This is a genomic window from Streptomyces sp. NPDC058086, from assembly GCF_042885015.1.
GTDB lineage: Bacteria > Actinomycetota > Actinomycetes > Streptomycetales > Streptomycetaceae > Streptomyces.
In genome coordinates this window covers 1-25,066 of record NZ_JBHVST010000082.1, presented here as the reverse complement: position 1 = coordinate 25,066, position 25,066 = coordinate 1, and the positions used below count along the sequence as shown (strand labels likewise).

General features: G+C 69.5%; 13 protein-coding genes and 7 pseudogenes. 13 read left to right on the top strand and 7 right to left on the bottom strand.

Going from position 1 to position 25,066, the window contains the following annotated elements:
• Positions 1-113: 113 nt before the first annotated feature.
• The gene (locus ACFVWD_RS41770; RefSeq protein ID WP_389603171.1) at positions 114-3,068 is read right to left on the bottom strand and encodes a TIM-barrel domain-containing protein; all 2,955 of its coding nucleotides are present in this window, start codon (positions 3,066-3,068) and stop codon (positions 114-116) included.
• Between the two features lie 416 nt (positions 3,069-3,484).
• On the bottom strand, positions 3,485-4,384 hold the full coding sequence (locus ACFVWD_RS41765) for an SIS domain-containing protein (protein WP_389603153.1): 900 nt from the start codon (positions 4,382-4,384) through the stop codon (positions 3,485-3,487).
• A 175-nt stretch (positions 4,385-4,559) separates the two neighbouring features.
• On the opposite strand from ACFVWD_RS41765, the gene ACFVWD_RS41760 reads away from it, so the two are divergent.
• The 3 genes from ACFVWD_RS41760 to ACFVWD_RS41750 are packed head-to-tail and all read left to right on the top strand — an operon-like array spanning position 4,560 to position 7,689.
• Positions 4,560-5,846, top strand: a complete 1,287-nt coding sequence (locus ACFVWD_RS41760) for an extracellular solute-binding protein (RefSeq protein ID WP_389603152.1) — start codon at positions 4,560-4,562, stop codon at positions 5,844-5,846.
• A 26-nt stretch (positions 5,847-5,872) separates the two neighbouring features.
• Positions 5,873-6,817, top strand: coding sequence for a carbohydrate ABC transporter permease (locus tag ACFVWD_RS41755; protein WP_389603151.1), 945 nt, complete (start codon positions 5,873-5,875; stop codon positions 6,815-6,817).
• 44 nt (positions 6,818-6,861) lie between these two features.
• A complete protein-coding gene (locus ACFVWD_RS41750; protein ID WP_389603150.1) occupies positions 6,862-7,689 on the top strand; it encodes a carbohydrate ABC transporter permease in 828 nt (275 codons plus the stop codon).
• 50 nt (positions 7,690-7,739) lie between these two features.
• Here the strand turns inward: ACFVWD_RS41750 and ACFVWD_RS41745 are convergent, their stop codons facing one another.
• Entirely contained in the window at positions 7,740-8,528 is a 789-nt protein-coding gene (locus tag ACFVWD_RS41745; protein WP_389603149.1) for a DeoR/GlpR family DNA-binding transcription regulator, read from the bottom strand.
• 167 nt (positions 8,529-8,695) lie between these two features.
• On the opposite strand from ACFVWD_RS41745, the pseudogene ACFVWD_RS41740 reads away from it, so the two are divergent.
• Positions 8,696-9,549 (top strand): annotated as a pseudogene (locus tag ACFVWD_RS41740) (ketose-bisphosphate aldolase).
• Positions 9,550-9,770: 221 nt separating this feature from the next.
• On the opposite strand, the pseudogene ACFVWD_RS41735 reads toward ACFVWD_RS41740, so the two are convergent.
• Positions 9,771-9,948 (bottom strand): annotated as a pseudogene (locus ACFVWD_RS41735) (family 1 glycosylhydrolase); the annotation flags it as partial.
• 131 nt (positions 9,949-10,079) lie between these two features.
• Here ACFVWD_RS41735 and ACFVWD_RS41730 point away from each other — a divergent pair.
• From ACFVWD_RS41730 to ACFVWD_RS41700, 7 genes and pseudogenes are all read left to right on the top strand, one after another.
• Positions 10,080-10,520: pseudogene (locus ACFVWD_RS41730) on the top strand (integrase core domain-containing protein); the annotation flags it as partial.
• 29 nt (positions 10,521-10,549) lie between these two features.
• Positions 10,550-10,744: pseudogene (locus ACFVWD_RS41725) on the top strand (hypothetical protein); the annotation flags it as partial.
• Between the two features lie 558 nt (positions 10,745-11,302).
• Entirely contained in the window at positions 11,303-13,825 is a 2,523-nt protein-coding gene (locus ACFVWD_RS41720; RefSeq protein WP_389603170.1) for a beta-L-arabinofuranosidase domain-containing protein, read from the top strand.
• Between the two features lie 96 nt (positions 13,826-13,921).
• Entirely contained in the window at positions 13,922-17,311 is a 3,390-nt protein-coding gene (locus tag ACFVWD_RS41715) for a glycosylhydrolase-like jelly roll fold domain-containing protein (protein ID WP_389603148.1), read from the top strand.
• A gap of 48 nt (positions 17,312-17,359) precedes the next feature.
• Positions 17,360-20,608: a family 78 glycoside hydrolase catalytic domain gene (locus ACFVWD_RS41710; RefSeq protein ID WP_389603147.1), complete on the top strand. Its 3,249-nt coding sequence runs from the start codon at positions 17,360-17,362 to the stop codon at positions 20,606-20,608.
• A gap of 123 nt (positions 20,609-20,731) precedes the next feature.
• Positions 20,732-20,902, top strand: a pseudogene (locus tag ACFVWD_RS41705) (TetR family transcriptional regulator); the annotation flags it as partial.
• Positions 20,903-21,334: a TetR family transcriptional regulator C-terminal domain-containing protein gene (locus tag ACFVWD_RS41700; RefSeq protein ID WP_389603169.1), complete on the top strand. Its 432-nt coding sequence runs from the start codon at positions 20,903-20,905 to the stop codon at positions 21,332-21,334.
• 55 nt (positions 21,335-21,389) lie between these two features.
• Here the strand turns inward: ACFVWD_RS41700 and ACFVWD_RS41695 are convergent.
• Positions 21,390-21,599: pseudogene (locus ACFVWD_RS41695) on the bottom strand (zinc ribbon domain-containing protein); the annotation flags it as partial.
• 252 nt (positions 21,600-21,851) lie between these two features.
• Between ACFVWD_RS41695 and ACFVWD_RS41690 the strand changes: the two are divergent.
• Entirely contained in the window at positions 21,852-22,094 is a 243-nt protein-coding gene (locus tag ACFVWD_RS41690; RefSeq protein WP_389603146.1) for a hypothetical protein, read from the top strand.
• 286 nt (positions 22,095-22,380) lie between these two features.
• Here the strand turns inward: ACFVWD_RS41690 and ACFVWD_RS41685 are convergent, their stop codons facing one another.
• Both ACFVWD_RS41685 and ACFVWD_RS41680 read right to left on the bottom strand, forming a co-directional pair.
• Positions 22,381-23,106, bottom strand: a complete 726-nt coding sequence (locus ACFVWD_RS41685) for an IS6 family transposase (protein WP_389603145.1) — start codon at positions 23,104-23,106, stop codon at positions 22,381-22,383.
• A 27-nt stretch (positions 23,107-23,133) separates the two neighbouring features.
• Complete coding sequence (locus ACFVWD_RS41680; RefSeq protein WP_389603144.1) at positions 23,134-23,514, bottom strand: RHS repeat-associated core domain-containing protein; 381 nt, start codon at positions 23,512-23,514, stop codon at positions 23,134-23,136.
• A 1,041-nt stretch (positions 23,515-24,555) separates the two neighbouring features.
• On the opposite strand from ACFVWD_RS41680, the pseudogene ACFVWD_RS41675 reads away from it, so the two are divergent.
• Positions 24,556-25,066, top strand: a pseudogene (locus tag ACFVWD_RS41675) (fibronectin type III domain-containing protein); the annotation flags it as partial.

The following is a 25,066-nucleotide window of genomic DNA, read 5'->3' as shown; positions in this document are numbered from 1 at the left end:
CCCTCTCTCACGGGCGTGCAGGGAGTGGTCCCCGGCAGACCCCAGGGGGTGGGGGCATGCCGGGAAGCGGGGTGATGCCAATGGCGCCGGTGGTATCGGTGGCGCCTGCTGTGTCAGGAAGTGACGGAGAATCCGCTGAAGACGGCTTCGATGTTCTCGCCGGGGTAGTTGACGTTGGCCGCGCTGGCGACCATCCCAGCGTCACCGGTGCCGGCGGCCGACGGCACCTGGGCGGTGCCGACCTGCGACCAGGTGTCGCCGTCCTTGCTGGCGTACGCGGTGTAGGTGGCGCCGTCCCGGGTCAGCTTGAGATACGCCGGGTGATAGGTGGAGCCGCCGCCCGCCCAGGTGTCGAGCTTCCCGTCGCCGTCGCTGTCGGTCATGAACTCAAGTCCGTACTGCTGGGTCATGACCAGCACCGCGTAGCCGCCCTTATCCGGCGCGGTCAGGTCGTTGGCGAGGGCGATGCCTGCCTTGCCGACCGGTGAGGCGCTGTCCTGGGACACCAACTGGGCCTGCACGATGGCCTTCTCGCCGGCCGCGTCGTCGCGGTAGATGACCCCCTTCTCGTCCTTCCAGCCGGACAGGTCCTGGCCGCCCGCCCAGATGGCGAACTGGTCGCCGGCCTGGGCGTATTGGGCGTCGCCGGAGGTGGTGTCGGTCGTCCGGTACGGCTCCTGCACGCTGCCCGGGGCGGCCTTCACCTGCGCCGGCACGGTGTCGGAGGCCTTCTGCGACCCGTTGTAGGTGACGGTGCCGGTGAGGTCGTGGTTGCCCCAGCGGGCGTCGACGGCCGGGGTCACCGTCCAGGCGGTGGTGAGTGTGGCGCCGCTCTTGAGGGACTTCGCTGTGGTCGGGCTGGTCGCCTTGGCGCTCCAGCCGTCAGGAAGCTCCAGTGCCGCCTTGGCGTTCTTGAGGGTCCGGGTGCCCCAGTTGGTCACCTCGGTGGTCACCTCGAACGGTGTACCGGAGTCGGTGGACGGGGCGTCCGGAGTGATCAGGACGGAGGCGGCCGGAGCGTCGTCGCGCTTGAGCGCCTTGATGGCCTTGGCTGCGCCCTTGGCCTTGAGGTTGACGAAGGCCGGGGTGACGCCGAGCGGCGCCGCATACCCCTTGAGGGTCTTGGGGCCGCGGATCACGGTGCCCTGGTTCACGTCGTACCAGGTGCCCGGCGGCAGATGAACGGAGCGGGTGGCGCCGGTGCTCAGCTTGGGCGCGGCCAGTACGGCCGGGCCGAGCATCCACTCGTCGGTGACCGTGTAACTCGCTTCGTCCTTCGGGAAGTCGAAGAACAGCGGCCGCATGATCGGATCGCCGGTCTTCAGGGTGCTCTGCACCTGGTCCCAGATGTAGGGGGCGAGCTTCTCGTGCGTCTTGATCGCCTGCCGGTAGAGGTCGACCGTCTCCTGGTCGTAGTCCACCTTCTGCCCGGTGGTGGTGTCGTTGGTGTCGACTGGGGATGTTGAGGCGTACATCAGCGGCATCAGCGAGGCGGATTGCGCCCACCGCACCAGCACGTCCTTCGATGGTGCCGGCTGGCCGCCGGAGCCGCCGATCATGTCGGACTCGATGAACGGGTAGCCGATGGTCGAAATGGCCAGGTTCTGGGTGGCGGAGGCGCGCAGGGAGTCCCAGCCGGTGCCCTTGTCGACCTGGCGGGTGACGAACCCCGCCTCGTGGGCCGTCTGGTTCCAGTGCACCCGGATGCCGGCACCCTGGAGGTCGAACTCGTCGGCGAGCTGCGTGCCGAGCTTCTGGTAGTCCGTGGCCTGGTGGCCTTCGCGCGGCGCGCACTTCTCGTCGAAGAAGCGGGTGTCGAACTTCAGCCCGTCGATGTTGTACGTGTCCATGAGTTTCTTGAGGTTGCCCTCGTACCAGGCCTTGGCGTCGGGGTTCGCCAGGTCGATGATCCCGGCCTGGCCGTTCCACCAGGTCACTTCGCACGGCTTGGTCGTGTCCTTGGCGTCCATGAGCAGATAGCCGTGGTCGACCGCGTACTGGTAGTTGTCGGAGTCCAGGTTGATCCACAGAGTGACCCAGATACCGAAGTCGAACCCCATGTTGTGGATCTTGTCGGACAGGTCCTTGGGATTGGGGAAGGTCTTGGGATCCCAGGTCAGATTGCCGTAGTTCGACTCCCATTTGTCGTCGAGCTGGATGGTGTGCCCGTCCAGACCGTTGTCGTGGAGGTCGGTGGCGTAATCGAGCAGTTTCTCCTGGTCGACCTTGGTGTAGAACTGCGCCCAGGAATTCCACAGTGGCTTGGCGTACTGCTCGTACGGGGCGTCGCTCTTGGCCGGTTTGCCGACGATGCCTATGTAGTCGCGGTAGACCTCGAGCGGGGTCGACTCGACGAACACGGTGGCCTTGTAGGTGTCGGGCGACTCGACGGTGAAGGTGCCGAGGCCGTCCTTGCCCTTGTTGAGCGCCACGTCCATGACGTTCCCGGTGTCGACGCGCAGACCGGTCGAGTGGGAGGTGTACCAGAACGGGTCGATCATGTTGTACGACGCCGGGCCGAAGGTCTTGTGGTCGACCTCGCCGGCGTCGAGCGGCCAGGGCTGGTTGACACCGGGACCGCCTTGCGGGGTCTCCGCCTCGCCGTGGCCGTACCAGTGGCCGGCCGAGGACAGGTCGTAGGCGAGGCCCAGCTGCTTCGGTCCGCCGCCGTGGACGTCCCAGTCGAGCTGGTAGCGGTCGGCGCCGGGGGTGATCCGGGCCTGCACGGTGGCTCCGACGAGCGTGCTGTCGGCGGTGACGGTCAGGACGCCGTTCTTCCATGTCCAGTCCGTGACGCCGGTCGCGTGCTGCCACGTGCCGTCGGCCGCGGTGAAGCGCAGGGCGCCGGTGTCGCCGGAGGCGGTGGCGAGCACGGTCTTCCCGGCGCGGCGCGTGGTCAGGGCGAGTTCGTCGGTGGCCACGTCGAGGGTGTAGCCGGGGGCGTTGGCGGAGGCCGGCACGGAGACCGTGACGGCGTGCGCAGTGCGGACCACCTTCGGCCCGCCGGTGGTGGGGCGGGCGGCGGCCGTTGCCGCGGCGGTGGAGCCGGTGACGGGCGCGATCAGCATGGCGGCGGTCAGCGCGGCAGCGAGCAACAGGCTGCCGGGACTGCTCAGTCGGGCGTGCACTCGTGTCCTCCTGTCGGACAGGACGGTGACTCAGGAGCGGCGGTGCGTGGTGCTGTTGGCGTGCGGAGTGCATGGTCACGAGGAAGCGCGGTGCCGGGCAGGGCTGCGATCTGCTTGATGCTGCGTGCAGATGCAAGATTTCAATTGATTTCGCTCATGTTCTTGCGGCAGCTACCACCTGTCAACATGCGGGGCAGGCAGCCTCTCAAGTGCCCCGAGGGTTCTCGTGGAGCAGCTGTTGTCCCTGGTGGCGGTCGGTTCCCGGTCCCGCTGAGAGGCCTCAACGGGCCCGGAAACCGCTCGTAACGGCCGGGTAAATTCTGCGACCTCCCCGAGATCCCTCCGGGGACGCCCGCTCAGGTCAGGATCACGGAACGGGTCAGATGGCGCGGATTATCCGGGTCCAGCCCGCGTGCCGAGGCGAGGGTGGCGGCCAGCTGGTGCACCACGACGAGGTCCGCCAGCGGGTCCCGGCCGAGTGCCACCAACTGCCCGCCGGTGCGGGCGATGTCGTCGGCGAGACCGGACGGTAGGGCCGCCGGGTCCCCGAACCACCACGCCACACGGCCGGGTCCGGTGACACTGATCGGGCCGTGCCGGTACTCCATCACCGGATAGGCCTCCGTCCAGGCGCACGCCGCCTCGCGCATCTTCAGCGCCGCCTCCTGGGCGATCCCGTATGCCCAGCCCTGGCCCAGGAAGGTGAACTGCTCGGCCTCGAGGACCCCGGCCGGCAGTGGTTCGTCCAGTGCCGAGTGCCCCTGCCGCGGGAGATGTCCGAGGTCCTCGCCCAAATGCGCCCGCAGGAGCACCAGTTCGGTGCTGGCGAACCGGGTCTGGACGACCGAGGTCTCGTCGGCGAAGTCGAGCAGGACGACGGCGTCCGCCAGGCCCGTCACCGGCGCCTGCGGTACCGCGGTCACCGCGGTCATGGGGGTGCGCCCGCGCAGCCGGCGCAGCAGCTCCAGCACTTCGGTCGTGGTGCCGGACCGGGTCAGCGCGACCACCCGGTCGTAGGCGCGCCCCGTCGGCATCTCGGAGGCGGGGAAGGCGTCGGTCTCGCCGTAGCCGCCCGACTCCCGCAGCGCCGCGTACGCCTGGGCGATGAACCAGGACGTCCCGCAGCCGACGACGGCCACCCGTTCGCCGGGCCGGGGCAGCGAGGCGGAGGCGGGGCCCTCGGGCTGCCGGGCCAGCGCCACGGCCTGCCGCCAGCAGTCGGGCTGGGTGGCGATCTCGATCTCGGTCTGACTCATCGGGAGGTCTCCCCTCTCGGGCGCACGGCGTGACCGATACGTGATGCGGCGGCCCTTGACGCCGTGCGCGTTTCATTGAGCATCATGTCGTTAGATGATTGATAACACCGATAATCGAGCATAAACAAGCAAGCGGGCGCGCAATCAGGCGGGCACGCGCTTGACCAAGCACGCCATGCGTGCGGAGAGGTACTCCGTGAAACGGCACCTCGCGGGCCTCGCCGGGGGACTGGCCCTGGCACTGGCACTGGCCCTCACCGGATGCGGCAAGGGCAGCTCATCGGACAGCGGCGGATCCGACGGAAAGACGATCAGGTTCGTCGCGGCGAAGTACGACGACGACACCCAGGCCTACTGGACGGCGCTGATCAAGGACTTCGAAGCCGCGAACCCCGGCTACCGGGTGAATCTCGAAGTCGTCGACTGGGAGCAGATGGACTCCAAGGTCAAGACGTACGTCCAGACCAAGCAGGAACCCGACATCCTCAACTACAACAAGTTCTCCGACTTCGCCCGCGACGGCCTGGTGTACAAGGCGCAGGACGTCGTCTCCCCCGAGGTGCTGAGCGACTTCCTCCCGCTGTTCCGGCAGAAGGCACAGTACGAGGGAGCCCAGTACGGCCTGCCGTTCATCTCCAGCGCGCGCCTGTTCTTCTACAACAAGGACATCTTCGCCAAGGCGGGCATCGCCCGGCCACCGTCCACCTGGGCCGAGGTCGAGGCCGACGCCAAGAAGATCAAGCAGGCCGGATACATCGGCCTCGGGTTACCCCTGGGGGCCGAGGAGGCCCAGGCCGAGTTCCAGATCTGGGCGATGAACAACGGCGGCGGCTGGACCGACGGCTCGGGCGACTGGGCGATCGACCAGCAGGCCAACGTCGACACGCTCACCTATCTGCGGAAACTGACGAAGGAGAAGGTCACCCAGCCCAACCCGGAGGCCACCAACCGCAAGGACGTCTTCAACGAGTTCGCCCAGGGCAAGATCGGCATGTTGAACGGGGCGGTCTTCATGCGCAAGGGCTTCATCGACCCGGTCGACGCGAAACTGAACTACGGTGTCGCGGCCCTGCCCAGCAAGGACGGCAGTACACACAAGACGCTCGGCGTGCAGGACTACCTCGTCGCGTTCAAGAAGGGTGACGGGTTGAACAAGACGGCGGTGAAGAAGTTCCTCGACTTCTTCTACCAGAAGGAGAACGCCGCCGAGTTCGTCTCCACCGAAGGTTTCCTGTCGGTCACCAAGTCGGCCGGTGAGGCGCTGAGTTCGGACAGCCGGAACGCCGCCTACTACAAGCCGTTCGTCGACGCCCTTGCCGACGCGGAGTTCGCCCCCACCGACAACCCCGCGTGGGCCGCGGTCGACGGCGCCGTGAAACAGCGCATCGGCACGGCGGTGGCGGGCGGCGACCCGGCCAAGGTCCTGGGCGAGATCCAGAAGACCGCGCAGAAGGGCGACTGACCTCGGTGGCCGTCCACGATGTCACCGTGAGCGCCGCCGGGACCGAACACCCGGCCCCGGCGGCGCCTGCGCCGCCCTCGCCGCGCCGCGGTCGCAGGACATGGCGCGCGCTGGAGCCGCTGTTGTGGCTCGGTCCCGCGACCCTCCTCATCCTGACCATGGTCGTCTGGCCGGTCGTCGAGATGATCCGTACGTCCCTGACACGGGTGAGCTCCACCGGACAGTCCCAGGGGTTCGCAGGAGTCCGCAACTACACCGACCTGTTCGCCGAGGGCGACCTGCCCGGAGTGCTGCTGCGCACCCTCGTGTGGGTCGTCGGGGTCGTCACCGTCACGATCCTGGTCTCTCTCGGCCTGGCCCAGCTGCTGAACTCCCGGTTCCCCGGGCGCCGACTGGTGCGGTGGGCGCTGATCGTGCCGTGGGCCTCGTCCGTGCTGATGACGGCGCTGATCTGGCGCTGGATGCTCAACAACTTCTACGGCGTCGTCAACCGGCTGCTCATGGACCTCGGCGTGCTGGACGCCCCGGTCAACTGGCTGGCCGAACCGGGGCCTGCCCTGGCCGCCATGATGGGCGTGGCGGTGTTCGTCTCGCTGCCGTTCACCTCGTTCGTCCTGCTGGCCGGTCTGCAGAGCATCCCTGCCGAGGTGTACGAGGCGGCGCGGGTGGACGGTGCCGGTCCGGTCCGCGGCTACCTGGGCATCACCCTCCCGCTGCTGCGGCCCTCGCTGGTGGTCGCCGCGATCATCAACGTCATCAACGTGTTCAACTCGTTCCCCATCATCTGGGCCATGACGCGCGGCGGCCCCGGCTTCGCCACCGACACGACCACCACCTACCTGTACAAACTGGCCTTCGACAACCAGTCGGTGGGGGAGTCGGCCGCCATGGCCGTCGTCAATTTCGGGCTGGTCCTGGCTGTGGTGCTGATCTATCTACGCGTCGTCCGCGGACAGGAGGCCACCGAGTGAACAGCCCTCACAAAGCCGCGCCGCGCAGAAGGCGGCCAAGGCCGATGAAGCTGCGCACCGTCCTGCTCACCGCCGTCGGATGGCTGGTGGCGCTGGCGTTTCTCGCGCCCTACGCGGAAATGCTGCTGACGGCGCTCAAACCGACACCCGAACTGATGAAGTCCCCGCCGTCCTACCTGCCCTCCCGATGGCAGTGGTCGAACTTCACGCACATCTGGTCGCTCACCGACCCGCGCGTCGCGGACGCGCTGGTGTTCTCGCTGTACGTCGCCGGGGCCGCGACGCTGCTCGCCCTGGCCGTCGGGCTGCCCGCCGCGTACTACACCGCCCGGCACCGCTTCCGCGGGCGCGGCGCCTTCCTGCTGCTCGTACTTGTCACCCAGATGTTCGCGCCGACCGCGCTCCTGGTCGGCATCTACCGGGAGATGGTCAGCCTCGACCTGACCGACACCGCCGAGGGCCTCATCCTGGTAAACGCGGCGTTCAACCTGCCGTTCTGCGTGTGGATCCTCAACGCGTACTTCGCGAGCATTCCCCGGGAACTGGAGGAGGCGGCCTGGCTCGACGGCACAGGGCGGTTCGGCGCCCTCACCCGTGTCGTCCTGCCGCTCGCGATGCCCGGGGTGGTGACCGCGCTCGTCTACACCTTCATCGGCGCGTGGAACGAGTATGTGGTGGCGCTCACCATCACCGCGTCCAGCAACCGGATGACCCTGACCAGGGCGATTCCCGGTTTCGTCACCTCGTACCACGAGCAGTGGCAGTACCTGTTCGCCACGTCGCTCGTCGCGATTGTGCCCGTGGTGGTGCTGTTCGTCTTCGTGGAGCGCTACCTCGTCGCCGGCCTGACGGCGGGCGGCGTCCGGGGATGAGGCGGGGACGCGCGTCGCGCCCGGGGCGGGCAGGGGCGGGGTGGGGGGTGTCAGGCGCGGATGACCTCCACCCCGGCCGCCGCGAACGACTCGGTCAGCTTGTCCGGGGCGGCCTTGTCGGTCACCAGGACGTCGATGTCCTCCACCGGGCAGATGCGGGCGAAGGCCCGCCGGTCCAGTTTGGAGGAGTCGGCGACCGCGACGACCTGCTGCGCCCGGCGGGCCAGCGCCCGGTTGATGCTGGCCTCGCCCTCGTGGTGGGCGGTCGCCCCGTGGGCCACGTCGATGGCGTCCACCCCGATGAAGACCTGGTCCAGGGCGATCTCCGCGAGCAGTTCGGTGGCCAGCGGCCCGATCAGCTCGTAGGACGCCGGCCGGGCCACCCCGCCGGTCACCACGAGCTTGACGTGGCGCCGTACGACCAGTTCGTTGGCGATGTTCAGGGCGTTGGTCACCACGGTGACCGCCGTCTCCGCGCCGCCGGAATTCAGGTCGGCACGGGTGGCCAGGGCCCGCGCCACCTCGGTGGTGGTGGTGCCGCCGTTCAGCCCCACCACGGCGCCGGCCTTCACCAGCGCGGCGGCCGCGTGCGCGATCCGCTCCTTCTCCGGAGCGTTGCGCGCGGCCTTGTAGCGCAGGGGCAGGTCGTAGGCGATCGCGTTGATCACGGCTCCGCCGTGCGTGCGGGTGACCATCTGCTGGCGGGCCAGCTCGTCGAGGTCGCGCCTGATCGTCGCGGCGGAGACCCCCAACTCCTCGGCGGCCGGCTCGACTTCGATCCGCCCGTCACGCGTCAGCATCTCCAGCAGCGCGCTCCACCGGGCCTGCGGTGCCGCCATGTCTCACAACTCCCTGTCACTGGTGTGCGCCACGATGTGCGCACCACCATGAAACCACAGCGCTTGATTGGGTGTTTTATGGTCGTCAAACGAGCAAAACCCTGCACGTTCCGCATGTCGTTGTTGCCGCTGCCGCGATCCTCGCACGCCGCAATCGGAGGTCGTCCGTGCCGCTGACTCCCACCGCCGACGTGGTGAGCTCCGCGTGCCGCGACAGACGGGCCGTCGGCGCGTTCAACGTGATCACCCTGGAGCACGCCGAGGCCGTGGTCGCCGGGGCGGAAGCCGCGGGCTGCCCGGTTATCTGCCAGATCAGCGAGAACGCAGTGCGGTTCCACGGCAGCCGGCTCGCCCGATCGCCCGCGCCACCGCCGCGCTCGCCGAGGCGGCCACGGTCCCCGTGGCGCTGCACCTCGACCACGTCACCGACGAAACGCTGCTGCGCCGCGCCGCGGACTGCGGCTTCGGATCCGTCATGTTCGACGCGTCCGCGCTGCCACACGCCGAGAACGTCACCGCCACGCGCGCCGCGGCGCGGTGGGCGCACGCCCGGGATCTGTGGGTGGAGGCGGAACTCGGCGAGATCGGCGGCAAGGACGGAGTGCACGCACCCTCGGCGCGTACGGACCCCGACCAGGCGCGCGAGTTCGTGTCCGCCACCGGGGTCGACGCACTCGCCGTCGCGGTCGGCAGTTCCCACGCGATGACCACGCGCACCGCCCGGCTGGACCACGGTCTCATCGCCCGCCTCGCGGAGGCGGTCCGCGTGCCGCTGGTCCTGCACGGCTCGACGGGCGTGCCCGATGGAGAGCTCCGGCAGGCGGTGGCTGCCGGCATGGTCAAGGTCAACATCGGTACGGCGCTGAACGCCGCCTTCACCGGCGCGGTCCGCGACACACTCGCCGCGGCGCCCACGGCCGTCGACCCCCGGCCGGCCCTCACCGCGGCGCGCCGGGCGATGGCCGATGCCGTGACCTCGGCACTGCGGGCCCTGTCGGGCGGTGGGTACGGGACGGGATGAGCCGACCGGGGTCCGCAGGACCCGGCGGCGTCCCGAACCGCTCCCGGGCCCGGTGCACGTCAGCGTACGGCCCGTGCTGCTCAGCAGCGAGGCGCCTCAGGAGGAGCCGCACGCGCTCGGCCTCGCTGCCGGGCAGCACGTCGATGGACCGACGTGCTGAGTCGGGAGCGAGGCGGTGGACGATGGGGGAGTATGCCTTTCACGCTGCTCAGGCGCTCTGATCAGCCACGGTGGGCGGCGATCAGCCGCTGGTACCAGCGGTAGCTGTCCTTCGGAGTGCGCTCGAGCGTTTCGTAGTCGACCCGAACGATTCCGAAGCGCTTGGCGTAGCCCAGGTTCCACTCGAAGTTGTCCAAGAGCGACCAGACGTAGTAGCCGCACGTCGACCCCGGCATCCATCCCTTGTTGTTCGTAGGGAATCCCGGCCCTGAGGCCGGGCGGGATTGCGATCCTGGGCAGGGAGGCGCGAAGCGCCGGAGTTCTCTGCGTCTGCGGGGTGAGGGTCAGGCTGGCCGCTTCTGGTTGTCGATGTAGGCGCCAGCGCACACCCGACGGCGGAGTGGATCGTGCGGCTCGAGGACGCGGGCAGCAGGGCCAGGTTCTTGATCCGCGACCGCGACTCGAAGTTCACGGCCGCTTTTGACGACCTGCTGACCGATGCCGGGCTGAACGTTGTCACCACCGGCATTCGGATACCGCGGATGAACTCCTTCATGGAGCGCTGGATACAGACGTGCCGGCGTGAGTTGCTGGACCGCACCTTGATCTGGAACCAGAGCCACCTTCTGCACTCGCTCCGCGAGTTCGAGAGCTTCTACAACTGCCATCGACCGCACCGAGCTCTGGGACAAGCCGCGCCGCTGCGCCCACTGCCTGCACCGATCAACGTGCCAGAGCAGATCGGGCACCTTGAGGTCCGCCGACGAGACCGGCTCGGCGGAACCCTGCACGAGTACCAGCATGCCGCCTGAGCAGGCCGGATGATTTATCGGCACCCGCACGGTTGGGCCATACGCTCGGCGACGGCATCTGGCGGCGCGCCGTCGATCACTACCTTCACCGCGTCAGCCACGGTTCCACCCTCAGTGGCCGGGTTCACGGTTGGGTCCTGGCTCGGGCCCGGCGCACCGAGGCTCGGACGTACTGGCAGGAAGCCCTGCGCGGCGGCATCGCCGACCTCCAGGGCGGCACCACGAGACATGCTCGCCGTGCAGACGGACGTCATGCTCGCCGTTTTTGTTCGGATCGTCTTGGCCGGGCGGTGTGTCCGATGTTCCCGACAGCAACGGGTGATGCGCACTGAGACGGCGCTTCCCGGGTCGGATATCGTTTTCGAGGCGCGGGAGTGTATCCTCCGCCACTTGCAATAGTGCACGGGGTGTAGTGCGCCCACTTCTTTGAACGATTCAAAATGCTTCCTCGGGGTGCTGTTCGGCGGGTCGGGTTCCGGGGACGGCCGCGGGCTCCACCTGTGTGGTCATGGCCTGAACGTAGTGAGGCAGTCGCCGCAGAAAAGGGCTTTTGCAGGCAATTATTCCGGCAACGGCCGTCCTTGCGCGAACCCTTGACGGTTGTGATGTACACACTTACCGTCTCCGGCGACGATGTAAAACGATTCAAGTCGGTGAAGTGCCAGACCTCTGGCGTCAGTTGAGCCCGCAGTCCTCCGCCGTCGCGCTTGCGATCGCAGCCGTGCGCGGAGGCACTCTCCCCTGCCCGGAAGGAGCACGGCGCCTTGTCCGCACCACGCGACATGCCCCGCCCGTCCCGCCGCCAGATCCTCGTCGCCACATCCGTCGTGGCCGCCGCCGTCGCGCTGCCCCCTCAGTCGGCCGGCGCCGCCACGGCGGGACCGCGACCCGTTCTCACCGCCTTCCTGCCGGCCGATGTCCGGCTGCTGGAGAGCCCGTTCCTCGCCAACATGCGGCGCACCTGCGCGTATCTGCTCTTCGTCGACGCCGACAGGCTGCTGCACACCTTCCGCCTGAATGTGGGACTGCCCTCCTCGGCCGACCCCTGTGGGGGGTGGGAGGCCCCAGGGATCCAGTTGCGCGGCCACACCACCGGGCATCTGCTCAGCGCGCTGGCCCAGGCACATGCCCATACCGGCGACGAAGCCTACGCGGCCAAGGCGCGGTCCATCGTGTCGGTGTTGGCCCAGTGCCAGCGCTCCGCCCTGGCCGCCGGCTATCACTGCGGCTATCTGTCGGCCTTTCCCGAGTCCGTCTTCGACCAGCTTGAAGCCGGCGGCAAACCGTGGGCGCCGTACTACACTCTCCACAAGATCATGGCGGGCCTGCTCGACCAGTACGAACTCAGCGGCAACGAGCAGGCGCTGGCTGTACTGCTGGACATGGCGGCCTGGGTCGACGCCCGTACCGCACCGCTCTCCTACGAGCGGATGCAGATGGTGCTGAACGTGGAGTTCGGCGGTATGAACGACGTGCTCGCCCGCCTCCATCTCGCGACGGGCGACGCGGCGCACCTTCGGACCGCCCGACGTTTCGATCACGAGTCGCTGTACGGACCGCTGGCCGCCGGCCGGGACGAACTCGCGGGGCACCACGCCAACACCGAAATCGCCAAGATCGTGGGAGCGGTACCAAGCTACGAGGCCACGGGAGAGCGCCGCTACCTGGACATCGCCGACCATTTCTGGACGACGGTCGTACGCGACCACTCGTACGCCATCGGGGGCAACTCCAACCAGGAACTGTTCGGGCCGCCGGGTGAGATCGTCAGCCGCCTTTCCGAGGTGACCTGTGAGAACTGCAACAGCTACAACATGCTCAAGCTCGGGCGGCAGTTGTTCCTCCATCAGCCCTCCCGCGCCGACCGCATGGACCACTACGAGTGGACGCTCTACAACCAGATGCTCGGCGAACAGGATCCCGACTCCGAGCACGGGTTCGTGACGTACTACACCGGGTTGTGGGCGGGCTCGGAGCGGCAGCCCAAGGGTGGCCTCGGTGCCGCGCCCGGCAGTTACAGCGGGGACTACGACAACTTCTCCTGCGACCACGGTTCGGGACTGGAGACGCACACCAAGTTTGCCGACAGCATCTACTTCCGCACCCGTGGCACGCGCGGTCCTGCGCTGTACGTCAACCTGTTCATCCCTTCCGAAGTGCACTGGAGGGAGGCGGGAGTGACGATCCGTCAGGAGACGGAATACCCCACGGCCGACCGCACCCGTCTCACCGTCACCGGGGGAGAGGCACGCTTCACGCTGAGGATCCGTGTCCCCGGCTGGGTGGCGTACTCCGGCAGACCGGCCGTGCTGAAGGTCAACGGCCAGCACGTCCCGGTCCGGCCGGAGCCGGGAACATATGCCACGGTGGAACGGCGCTGGCGCTCCGGGGACACGGTGGAGCTCGTGCTGCCCCGCGAGCCCGTCTGGCAGGCCGCGCCCGACAACCCGCGGGTGAAGTCGCTGTCGTACGGCCCGCTGGTCCTCGCGGGGGAGTACGGCGACACCGCGCTCACCACCCTCCCCTCGGTCCGTCCGGACACCCTGCGCCCCGCGCCCGGCAGCGCCACGGCGTTTACCGCACTCGCCGACGACCGGCGCGTATCACTGAGGCCATTCCACGAAGTGCAGCACCAGCGGTACAACGTCTACTGGGCCGTGCGGCCGCGGCCCGCGCGTGAACGGGACATCGTCCGCTATCCCTTCGACGAGGGGAACGGCACCTCGGCGGCCGACCGTACCGGCGCCTTCGCCGACGCGACGCTCGTCGGCGCTACCTGGGACGACAGTGACGGTGTGCGCTCGGTGTCCCTGGACGGACACGGCAGCCACGTCGCGCTCCCCGCCGGCCTGCCGAGCGGGCTGGACGAGCTGACTCTCGGCGTGCGGGTACGCGTCGACACCCTGGCCGCCTCCGCCCGCGTCTTCGATCTGGGATTCCACAAGGAGACGTATCTGTTCCTGGCGGCCACCACCGGCGCCGGGCGGGCCAGGGCCGCCCTGAAGATCGCCGGAATGCAGGCCGAGGACTTCATCGACGCGGGCGCCCCGCTGCCCCTGGGCCGGTGGACCCACGTGGCCCTCACCCTCGCCGGCGGCACCGGCGTCCTGTACGTCTGCGGCGTCGAGGCCGGCCGCAACTCCGCCATGGTGGCGAGCCCCCTCCTGCTCGGCGCGAGCACCCGCAACTACCTGGGGCGCTCCCAGAACGCCACCCACCCGTACCTGCACGGCGCCGTCCGCGACTTCCGTCTGCACAACCGGGCCCTGAGCGCGTCCGGGGTGGCGCGACTGGCCGCCGGCTGATCCGGCCCGCAGCGCGCGCTCCCGTCCCTTCTTCCGCACAGCCGCTTCCGTTCGGCACGCCTCCCGGCGGCCCGCCGTCCACGCAGGAGATCACCCATGTCCATGTCTCACCACGACCTGTCCAGACGCCGCTTCGTGGCCGCGGCCGGTGCCGCGGGCACCGTGCTCGCGGTCGGACTGCCCGATCCCGCCCGCGCCGCCGGGTCCGTCACGAGCGGCGAACCCGGCTTTCTCGCACGGGACTTCACCGACCCCCGCAAGGACAGCAGACCGACCGTCTACTGGTACTGGAACGGGCCCGTCACCGCCGACCTGGTGGACCGCCAGATGGCGGATCTGCGGTCCAAGGGCATGTACGAAGTGGTCCTCTTCCCGTTCGACAACGCCCAGATGCAGCCCGTGTTCTTCACCGAGGAGTGGTTCGACATCGTCGGCCACGTGCTGCACACCGCGGAACAGACCGGCATGCGCGTGTGGCTGTTCAACGACGACCACTTCCCCAGCGGCCGGGCGGGGGAGTACGTCGTCCAGGGCGGAACGGTCGGCTCGCGTACGTACCAACCACGGCCCGACCTGCGGCTGAAGGCGTTGTGGCGCTCGAGCACCGTCGTGCGGGGACCCGCCACCGTCGACCTGCGCCACACTACCGGAGTGGGCGTGGAGGCCGGGCACCTGGTCGCCGACGCGGCGGTGCTCGAGGGTGTCGCCGTCCTGCGCGGCGGCGAACGGTGGACGGACTACACCGTCACCGGCAGCGCCAAGGCCGACCACACCGCGGCCGGCCTCGTCGTCCGGGCCTCGCCCGACGGCCTCGACGGCTACGCCGTGACCTTCGACCAGACCGGAGTCGTCACCGTCCTGCGGCTGGCACGCGGGGCGGACCCCGTCGAACTGCTGCGCAGCACCCGGACCGATGGTTTCAACAAGACCAAGTTCCACACGGTGGCCGTCACCGTCCGCGGCACCACGCTGTCCGTCACCTTGGACGCCAAGGCCAAGGGCAGCGTCGACGACGACCGGTACGCGGCCGGCGGGGCGGGCGTACGGGCCGTGGCCGACCAGCGTTCCCTGTGGGACAGCCTCACCGTCGCGGCGGCCGACGGCACCGCCCTCCACACCGCGGCCTTCGACGACCCGGCCGACGCGGGGGACTTCCCCGAGCGCGCACGCCTCGGCGACAAGGCCACGGCAGTCGCGGCCGCGGCCCGGCCGGCCGGCACCTCCGACGCCTCCGACGTGGTCGACCTGACCGGGCGGCTGAGCGGCGATCACACCTGGCAGGTCCCGGCGGGCCGTTGGCAGATCGACCTGTTCGGGGGAGTCCCCCTCATCGACGACACCCAGGGCTACAGCCGCAGTTACGTCGACCTTCTCGACGACGAGCCCGTGGAGCTGTTCCTCGACATCGTGCCGGGCGAGTACCACCGGCGCTTCGGCCGCTACTTCGGCACGGTCGTGCCCGGCTTCTGGGACGACGAGCCGTTCTTCGCCTCGGCCGAAGCTCACTTCCGGCGCCTGCCGTGGTCGCCCACCCTCGACAAGGCGCTGCGCGCGGTGGACGTCGCCCCCGGCATCGCCTACGCCGCCGCCTTCGACGACCTGGGCCGCGACGGCAGGATCGCCCGGGGCCGCTACTGGCGGGCCGTGTCCAACCGCTTCGCCCGCTACTTCCAGAAGCAGGCCCGCTGGTACGAGCAGCACGACGTCGCCCTGATCACCAACCCCCTCTACGACGAGACGGCCCCCGCCAAGCGCATCCCGTCCACCGGAGACCTGCACAAGGTCAACCAGTGGGCTCACGTTCCCGGCGGGGACATCATCACGGCCGAGTACGTGGCCGGTGAACCCACCATGATCCCCCGCAACCCGGCGTCCGTCGCCCACCAGACGGGCCGGGAGCGAGCCCTGCTGGAGATGTTCGGCAACATGGGCTGGCAGGTCACGCCCGGCTTCGTCCACGCGACCGTCGGCGCCCAGGCCACGCGGGGCATCAACCTGACGGTCCTGCACGCGCTGTGGACCGACGAGACACTCGTCTACTTCCCGCCGCCCTTCGGCCCGCGCGCCCCCTGGTGGTGGGCCATGCGCCCGCTCGCCGAATGGATCGGCCGGGTGATGGAGGCCGGCCGCGGGACGCCCGGGGCCCGTACCGCGATCCTGCAGCCGCAGCACGCGGCCGAGCAGTGGACCGGCACCGACCGGCAGGGCGAGGTCGACGACGCGCTCGCCGACGCCGCCTACGCGCTGGAGCGGGCCCAGGTCGACTTCGACCTCGTCCACGAGGGCGCGCTCTGCGGTGACCCGGACCTGCTGTGCCACGCCGAGGTCCGTGACGGCCGCCTGGCCGTCGGCGCGGCCCGCTACGACCTGGTGGTGCTGCCCGTGACGCCGACCCTGGACGTGGCCTGCGTGCACACGCTGGCGCAGTTCGCACGGGCGGGCGGAACCGTCGTGGCCGTCGGCTCCCTCGCCGCCGACGAGGCGGACGGCAGGGACCGGTCCCTCACGCGCGCCCTGACCGACCTGTTCGGCGAGCCCGTGCCCGGCAGCCGGTCCGTGGGCCGAGGGCGTGCGATGCGCATCGCCGACACCACCGGACTGCGCGCCGCGACGCACGGGGCCGGGGTCGCCGCCGCCGTACTGGAGACCCCGCAGGACGCGGTGCGCGTGCTGCGCGTCCACCGGGGCACGGACACCGCCTTCCTCATCAACAACGAAGGCGGCGCTCCCCTCGAGACCGTCGCCACGCTCCCCGCGACCGGGGTTCCCGAGATCTGGGACCCCGCGACGGGCAGGACGGGCACCGCACCGCTGCACCGGGCTACCAGGCGCGGCGTTCAGCTGCCCCTGAGCCTGGACCCGTACCAGACGCTGATCGTCGTGGTACGTCACGACGTGGGAGCCGTCCCGCACTTGACGTCCTCGGCGGTGCCCGTCGTCGCGGTCGAACGGCACGGTCCCGCCCTGCGCGTGACGGTGGAGGCCTCGGCCCCCGGCAGCCACCAGCTCACCGGAACCGACGGCACCCACACCTACCGCGGCACGGTCCGCACCGACGACCCGCTCGAGCCGGTCGGCGTGACCGGCGACTGGACCCTCACCCTGGACCGTGCCGACGCCACACCGATCACCGGACCCCTGGGCAGCTGGACCGACCACGACCGCCTCTTCTCCGGCAGCGGCACCTACACCACCGACATCGATGTCGAGCGCGCCCTGCTCGACGGTCGGCGGGTGCTGCTCGACCTCGGCGACGTCCGTGACGTCGCGGCCGTCATCGTCAACGGCACCGAGCTCCCTTCCCTGCTGTGGGCGCCCTGGGTCGTCGACCTCACCGGCCTGGTGAAGCCCGGCCACAACTCCCTCTCCGTCCGAGTGGCCAACACCCTCTCCAACGAACGGAACAAGCCCCTGCCGTCCGGCCTGCTCGGACCGGTCACCCTGCGATTCAGGCGGCACGTCACCGCCGACCTCGCGCGCGTCTGACCAGCCCCCGAACCCTCCCCGACCCGCACGCACCCCAGGGAGCCCCCCATGCTCAGACCCCGTCCCCGCAGCAGACGGCGACGGCCCGTGCCCGTGGTCCTCGCCGGACTGACCGCCTTCGTCACCGTGCTGGCCGGCGCCGTCACCGCTGAAGCCACCACCGGCACCATCACCCCGACCCGGCTGCGCACCCAGCACCTGAGCCGGGCGCTGGGCATCGACGACACCACGCCCGACCTCAGCTGGCAGACCACCGCCCGCGACGCGAACACCCTCCAGTCCGCCTACCGCGTCCAGGCGGCCACCTCACCGGACCTGCTGCGCCACGGGCGGCCCGACCTGTGGGACTCGGGCAAGGTCCGCTCCACGGTGCCGGAGACGACGTACGCGGGCAAGGAACTCGCATCCCGCACCCGCGTGTACTGGCGGGTCATGCTCTGGTCGTCGCTCGGGCAGAGCGACTCGGCATGGAGCGGCACCACCGTCTTCGAGACCGGCCTGACCCGCCAGTCGGACTGGGACGCCCACTGGATCACGCATCCGGACTGGCGACTGAGCGCGCGCACCGTCGAACCCGTCGTCGTCAAGGTCCCCCGCACCACCGCCCGTTACGTACGCCTGGACGTCACCAAGCTCGGTCTGCCCCTGGCGGAGGCCTTTCCCACCCGCACCTGGCGCGTCCAGCTCGGCGAGATCGACATCCGCGACTCCGCCACCTCCACCACCGGCCTCGCCCGGGGCGCCGCGGTCACGGCCTCGGAGAGCAACACCCTGCGCAAGACCTGGGAACCGGCCCTGGCCGTCGACGGCCTGCCCAACAGCGCCCTGCAGACCGCCGCCGGATACGCGAGCGCCGCACACACCAGTGCCGATGTCGCCGCCGCGCCCGTGGTCCTCACCCTCGACCTGAAGACGGCGAAGACCTTCGACGAGGTGGCGCTCTACCCACGCGCCGACGTCCTCACCGCGGACGGCCGCGTCCCGAACTTCCCGGCGGACTACGCCTTGTCGAGCGCCGACAGCGCGAGCGGCCCCTTCACCACGCTCGCCCAGGCCGGCGGCCAGCAGCCGCCCCAGCCCTACCTGCCGTACGGACTGCCCCTGCTCACCGACGACTTCACCCTGCGCGCGAAGGTACGCAGCGCCCGGCTGTACCTCGCCGGCCTCGGCATCTACGACGCCACCTTCAACGGCAAACCGGTGGGTGACGCCGTCCTGGAACCCGCCAACACCAACTACGCGCAGCGCGTCCAGTACGCCACCTACGACGTCACGGACCGCCTGCGGACCGGCGCCAACACCATCGGTGTCGCCCTGGGCAACGGCATGTCCAACGTCGTCAGCACCGCCGACCGCTACCGCAAGCTGTACGGCAACCTGAGCGACCCCAAGCTGATCGCCCGGCTGGAGGTGACCCTGGCCGACGGCAGCGTCCGCACCGTCACGAGCGGCGACGACTGGCGCGCCACGCTGGGACCCACCACCTCCTCGAACTGGTACGGCGGCGAAGACTACGACGCACGCTGGGAAATCCCCCACTGGGACGAGCCGAGCGGCGACCGGCACCGGTGGGAGAGGGCTGTCGCGGTACCGGGCCCCGGCACCGCGCAGAACCCGGCCCGGCTCAGCGCACGCGAGACCGAACCCATCAAGGTCGTCGAGACCCTCACCGGCAAGGAGGTCGACGGCGCCGAGCACAGCCGGGTCTTCGACCTGGGCCGCAACATCGCCGGCTGGCCCGAGATCACCGTCAGCGCCGCGGCCGGAACCGAAATCCGTGTCTACCCGGCCGAAAGCCTGAAGGACGGCCACGCGTTCCAGTCCATCAGCAACGTGGGAGCCCCCCTCTGGGACAACTACACCACCCGCGGCGCCCGCAGCGAGACCTGGCACCCACGCTTTGGCTACCACGGCTTCCGCTACCTGGAACTCAAGGGCCTGCCCGAGGACGCGACGGTCACCGTACGCGGCAAGGTGCTGCGCACCGACAACACCTCGGCCGGCGACTTCAGCAGCTCCGACCCGCTCCTCAACGACATCCACTCGCTGATCCGGCGCGCCATCCAGGGGAACATGATGAGCGTCCTCACCGACTGCCCCAGCCGGGAGAAGCTGGGATGGCTGGAGCAGGACCAGCTCGTCTTCCCAGCGCTCGCCGCCAACTACGACATGCGGTCCTACCTCCGCAAGATCGTCGGTGACATGGCGGACGCACAGACGCAGGACGGACTGATCCCCAGCACCGTGCCGGAGTACACCAGCCTGCCCGGCGCATACCGCAACGACGCCAACTGGGGCGGCGCGTTCGTCCTCGTCCCCTGGCAGCTCTACACGACCTACGGGGACACGGACACGCTGCGCACCTACTACCCGCGCATGCGGCAGTACGCCGACTTCCTCGAGCGGCAGGTGTCCGGCGGCATCCTCGACTACGGGCTGGGTGACTGGTTCACACCGGACCGTACGTTCCCGCGCGCGGTCGCCGGCACCTACGGCTACTGGCGGGTTGTCGACGCCCTCGCCCGGATCGCCACCGTCCTGGGCGACCGGGCGGCGGCCGACGCGTACCGGGCGAAGGCCGACGCCAGCGCGACGGCACTCGCCACGAAGTACTACGACTCCGCCACCGGCACCTTCGGGGGCGGTGGTCAGGGCGCCGAGGCCCTGGCCCTCGACATGGGGGCCTACCCGGCGGGGGAGAAGGACCGCCTGCTCAGCCACTTCACCACCGCCGTCAAGGACGCCGGCTACCACCTGCTGCTGGGCGAGATCTCCCTGCCGGCCGCCTTCCGCGTCCTGTCCACCGCGGATCGCGACGACATCGTCCACGAGATCGCCACCCAGACCACCAGCCCCAGCTACGGCTACCAGGTGCGCGCTGGCAACACCACGCTGGGCGAATCCTGGGACGGCGGACCCGGTCAGTCGCAGAACCACTTCATGCTCGGCGCCATCGACTCCTGGTTCACCACCCGGGTCGCCGGTATCGGGCAGACGCCCGAGTCCGTCGGCTACGCCAAGCTCCTCATCGACCCGGCCGTCGAGGGAGACATGACCTCGGCGTCGGGCTCCTACCGCACGCCGTACGGCGTCGCACGGACCGACTGGACGCACGACGCCGGGCTGTTCCGTCTCACCGTGGACGTGCCCGCGGGCACCACGGCGGAGGTGCACGTCCCCCTGTTCGACGGACGCGCCGAGGCACCGGCAGGAGCACGGGTGGTGCGCGACGGCGGGACCGAGACGGTATACGAAGTCGGCTCGGGCCGTTGGAACTTCCGCTCGGTCACCTCATAGCGCGACCCGAGCCCGCCCTCGGACGCCGGGCCGGGCAGCACACCGCGCACCACGGTGTGCTGCCCGGCCCGGCTGTTCCAGGACCGAGAGAGCGATTTCACGAGGTTGTAGGCCGGGCCGACGGTGCGATCCCGAGGTTCTCGCCCTGGCGCTGGCCACGATTCGCTCGGGCTCCGGAAGGCGGCAGCGCCCGACGAACACGGTGCGCGGAACACCAACAACGAGCAGATCCGGGAGGCCGCCGGGGTCAGCGGCTCGCAGCTGACGCGCCACTTCCCCACCAAGGAGTCCCTGGTGCGCGCGGTGCTCGCGTGGCAGGCCGACAGTATCGTCGCCCGTCAACAGGCGCCCGAGCTGGGCGAGTTGGACAGCTTCGCCGCCCTGCGCCGGTGGGCTGACTCCTGCATTGCCTCGCAGGACATGCTGCGCGGCGGCTGCACGTTCGGCTCCCTGGCCGCCGAGGTCGTCAAGACCGAGCCCTCCCACCGGGACGCGGCGGCCCGCGGCTTCGAGCGGTGGCAGGAGCTGTTCAGACGCGGTCTGAGCAAGATGCGCGAGCGCGGCGAACTGCGGCCGGAGGCCGACCCGGCCGCGCTCGCCCACCTGCTCGCCGCAGCGTTCCAGGGAGGAGCACTGCTGGACCAGGCGGCCGGCGAGTCCACACCCCTGCGGGACGCGCTGTACGGGGCCCTGGCCTACATCGAGTCATTCTCCGCAGAACGCTGACCGTACTGCGGAGTACGGACCCGTGACTCCTCCCCGTGAAGCCGGGGGCTTCTCGCTATGCCGGGTTGGCGTCGCGACGGACCAGCCCGGCCCGTAGAACATTGGTGGCTCCCACTGTGTCGGCGTGCGCGTTGTGGCCGCAGGCGACGCAGTGGAATTTTTCCTGTGTGGGCCGGTTCTCCTTGGCGGTGTGCCCGCATGCGGGGCAGGTGCGGGAGGTGTTGCGGGGGTCCACGGCGGTCACTTCCCGTCCGGCGCTTTCAGCCTAATTCCCGTGCAACGAGCTCACCGGCCCTCGCCGGTCGGTGAGGTGGTTCGAACGGGTTGTGACGCCTGCACTCCGCCGGGCCGCAGGTCTGCGACGAGCGCGGCTGCGCAACCCAGCTGGCGGGTGGTGGTCTCGTGAGTGCCGATGGATACCTCTCAACGTCACGGCCAAGATGCCTTCCCAGAGAGCGGCGCCATCCGGTGCTCTCGTGGCCACCACCCACCCAGCACTGACGCTGCTGGCGGTTGTGTGGGCTCCGGACGCACGCCTTCTTTCAGCCCGGCCTGGTTCGGGGCGGCGGCTGGTCAGGGATTCGATGTACTGCTGAACGAGATCAAGGTCGATATCGGCGAGGAAAGCGGTCTCTGTATGTCCGCCGTACCTCATCTGATCGACGGTCAGTGCCCGCGGGATGCCCTGGCTCCGAATCCAGGCTTTGATCTGACGCTCGAGAGCCCATGCGTCGCCGGTGCGATCAAAGTTCCAGCGTGAGACCAGCCCCCAGCCCTGGGAAATATGCTGGGTGATGCGCTGTTCGATGTTGGCAATGCCCCACTTCAGAGCGCGATGGCCGTTGTGGATGACGAGGTAGAGGTAGCCGGGCCGAGCAGGGTTGATGCCACGCTCTGCGCAGGTGGGGCAGCTTCCCTGGAGACCTCGGATGTTGTGTAGTGTCGGCCCCGGGTCCAGGAGCGTCTCGCAGGGCGTTGTCACGTTGTTGGGTGTGCGAGGGCCTGGGGCGTGCCAGGGGGTGGTCGGCTCGGGTGTCAACCCTGTGTCAGGCCGTTGCGGCCGCGCCGACGACTCTGGTGACGTGGTCCCAGATGGCGAAGCGGATGGTCATTTCGGCTCGGTGGTCGGAGGCGGTGAGCAGGTGGCGATGGGGTCGGAAGTGGGGTGAGATGCCGCTGAACGCGGACAGGAACCGCTGGGCTCCGCCTACGCTGTGGAAGCCCTTCATGGCCCGTTCACGCTGCCGGGTGGGCTGGTGGCTGTTCTCCGCCCGATTGTTGAGGTACTTCGACTGCCGGTGCTCGACGGAGGGCATGACCACGCGGTGGGCGGCGCCGTAGGAGCGGAGTTTGTCGGTGACGACCACCCGCGGCACCGTGCCGGTCTTTTTCATCAGGCGGCGGAAGAAGCGCCTGGCGGCGGCCTTGTCCCGGCGGTCCTGCACGAGGATATCCAGCACGTTGCCGTCCTGGTCGACGGCCCGCCACAGGTACTTCAGCTCGCCGTTGATCTTGATGAAGACCTCGTCCAGATGCCACTTGTCGCCAGGCCGGGGCCGGCGGCGGCACAGTCCGTTCGCGTAGGCCTGGGCGAATTTGGCGCACCATCGGCGGATGGTCTCGTAGGACACGATGACGCCGCGCTGGAGCAGCAGCTCCTCGACCTCGCGGAAACTGAGCGGGAATCGGTGGTACAGCCACACGCAGTGGGATATGACCTCGACCGGGTACCGGTGCCCTCTGTACAACGGCGACGTGATCTCCACGGGCATCCCCCTCCACCGTGATCAACCAGAAGATCATCCCATCCGGTCAGCCAACGTGACAGCGCCCTCGTACGGGTTGGCGTTGCCGCCGGGGACGGGATCGACGGACAGGAAGCGTCCGGTGGCCGGGTCGTAGAGGCGGACGCCCATGAGGGTCACGCCGTTGGGGGTTTCGGTGGAGCGTTGCTTGCCGCCGAGCCAGCCGTAGCGGGTGGGGTCGGTGCCGGATAGCAGGTTGCCGTATTCGTCGTAGGTGTTGACCACCGGGGTGGTGTTGTCCACGAGGGGGATCTGGGTGGTGATGTCGCCGTGGAGGTTGGCGAGTTGCAGGACGACGTCACGGGTCGCGCTGGTGCACAGCACCGAAGCGGCGCCCGAGACGGCCACCTGGCCCACCCCCGAACTGACCGCCATGCTGCCGCCTTCGCCGACTACCAGCCGGACGAACCCTGCCGTCTGGCCGCCACGGGGATACCGCGCGAACTATTCGACGCGCACGACTGGGTGGACCCCGACCGCTGGGACTTGAGGCTCTACGAAAACTATCCGGCGCACCGTCAGGCCATGCGGGAGACGCTGGCCGGGTGGGTCGACTCCGTGGCCGAGTTCGCGCGGCGCCGCGGTATCCCCGCCGCCCTCGGTGAAGGCGTCGTGGGGTACACCCCTCTCCTGACCCGCTTCGAGGAGACGCCGCCGGCAAGGACATCGCGGAATTCGTCGTCGCCCGCTGCCTCGCCGCGGGATTCCAGGGCGTCGTCCCGACCTCCAATGCGGCCCCTCACCACCCCACGTGGCACACCGACCAGGACTGGATGCGGCGGGTCAACTCCCGTGTCATCACCCTGGGCTGAACGCTACCCGCCAGCAGCCAGAAGCCGTGCCGGCGAGGCGATCGGTGAGGGCATACACGCGGTCCAGGCGGGCTCAGCGGCTCCCGTGACCGGCAGTCGCTGCACGACCTGATCGGTCCGGCGCAGTGACCACAGTCTCGCCTCAGTGCCATCGCAGATTGATCCCGAGATGCTCCGGGGACATCTCGACCTTGAAATTGCTTCGTGACGTGGTCCAGTCGCAACGATCGGATGACCGCGGGCCAGTCTGCATCAGCTTTCGGGGCATGCCTTCGTCAGTAGAACGGTCACAGAGAGGACGCGCAGATCGTCGACAGCTCGGGAGAGATGCGCGTCCAACGACGACGACATCGCCCTCCTCGCTCTGCGGGCACCCACCCCCACATGAGGTGACCCCGCGCGGCCGGGGAGAGCACCACCCTCCCCGAGAAAATTGATCCGATGTCTTATCGTCACGATCGTTGACGTCTCATCTCGGCACCCCTATTTTGCCAGCATGTTTCCCATAAAAGAGCAGGCGCACGTCACGAGGCCCGCTGGCGTGCTCTGCTTATTCATCGGGTCTTACCGTGTCATGGCGGCCTTCCTTGGTGCGCTCCTGCCCGTGGCAGTGCTTTTCGCCCTGCCCGCGCACGCGGCCACCGCCATCACCTACTTCGTCTCGCCCAGCGGCAGCGACAGCAACCCCGGGACCAGCGCCGCCGCCCCCTTCCGCACGCTCACCAAGGCACAGACCGCAGTCCGGGCGATCGACAAGACGACGTCCGGCCCGGTCACTGTGACCCTGGGCGGTGGCGTCTACCGGCTGGCCAACACGCTGACCTTCACCGCCGCGGACTCAGGCGGCGGTACTGCCGGCACCGTCTGGTGGAAGGCTGCGTCCGGACAGACCCCGGTCATCAGCGGCGGTGTCCAGATCAGCGGCTGGGCGAAGACCAGCACGGGCAGCGACATCTGGTCCGCCCCGGCCCCCAGCGGCCTGGACACCCGGCAGCTGTACGTGGGCGGCGTGCGCGCCCAGCGCGCGACAGGCTCCCTGCCGGTGTCGGTGACCCAGACGGCGACCGGATACACCACGGCGTCCGGTGACCCGATGGCCGGCTGGCGCAATCCGT

Bases quoted from the DNA above. Each gene is read 5' to 3' on its own strand.
- ACFVWD_RS41770 (WP_389603171.1), bottom strand. From the start codon at position 3,068: ATGCTGATCGCGCCCGTCACCGGCTCCACCGCCGCGGCAACGGCCGCC.
- ACFVWD_RS41765 (WP_389603153.1), bottom strand. From the start codon at position 4,384: ATGAGTCAGACCGAGATCGAGATCGCCACCCAGCCCGACTGCTGGCGG.
- ACFVWD_RS41760 (WP_389603152.1), top strand. From the start codon at position 4,560: ATGCGTGCGGAGAGGTACTCCGTGAAACGGCACCTCGCGGGCCTCGCC.
- ACFVWD_RS41750 (WP_389603150.1), top strand. From the start codon at position 6,862: ATGAAGCTGCGCACCGTCCTGCTCACCGCCGTCGGATGGCTGGTGGCG.
- ACFVWD_RS41745 (WP_389603149.1), bottom strand. From the start codon at position 8,528: ATGGCGGCACCGCAGGCCCGGTGGAGCGCGCTGCTGGAGATGCTGACG.
- ACFVWD_RS41720 (WP_389603170.1), top strand. From the start codon at position 11,303: ATGCCCCGCCCGTCCCGCCGCCAGATCCTCGTCGCCACATCCGTCGTG.
- ACFVWD_RS41715 (WP_389603148.1), top strand. From the start codon at position 13,922: ATGTCCATGTCTCACCACGACCTGTCCAGACGCCGCTTCGTGGCCGCG.
- ACFVWD_RS41710 (WP_389603147.1), top strand. From the start codon at position 17,360: ATGCTCAGACCCCGTCCCCGCAGCAGACGGCGACGGCCCGTGCCCGTG.
- ACFVWD_RS41685 (WP_389603145.1), bottom strand. From the start codon at position 23,106: ATGCCCGTGGAGATCACGTCGCCGTTGTACAGAGGGCACCGGTACCCG.
- ACFVWD_RS41680 (WP_389603144.1), bottom strand. From the start codon at position 23,514: ATGGCGGTCAGTTCGGGGGTGGGCCAGGTGGCCGTCTCGGGCGCCGCT.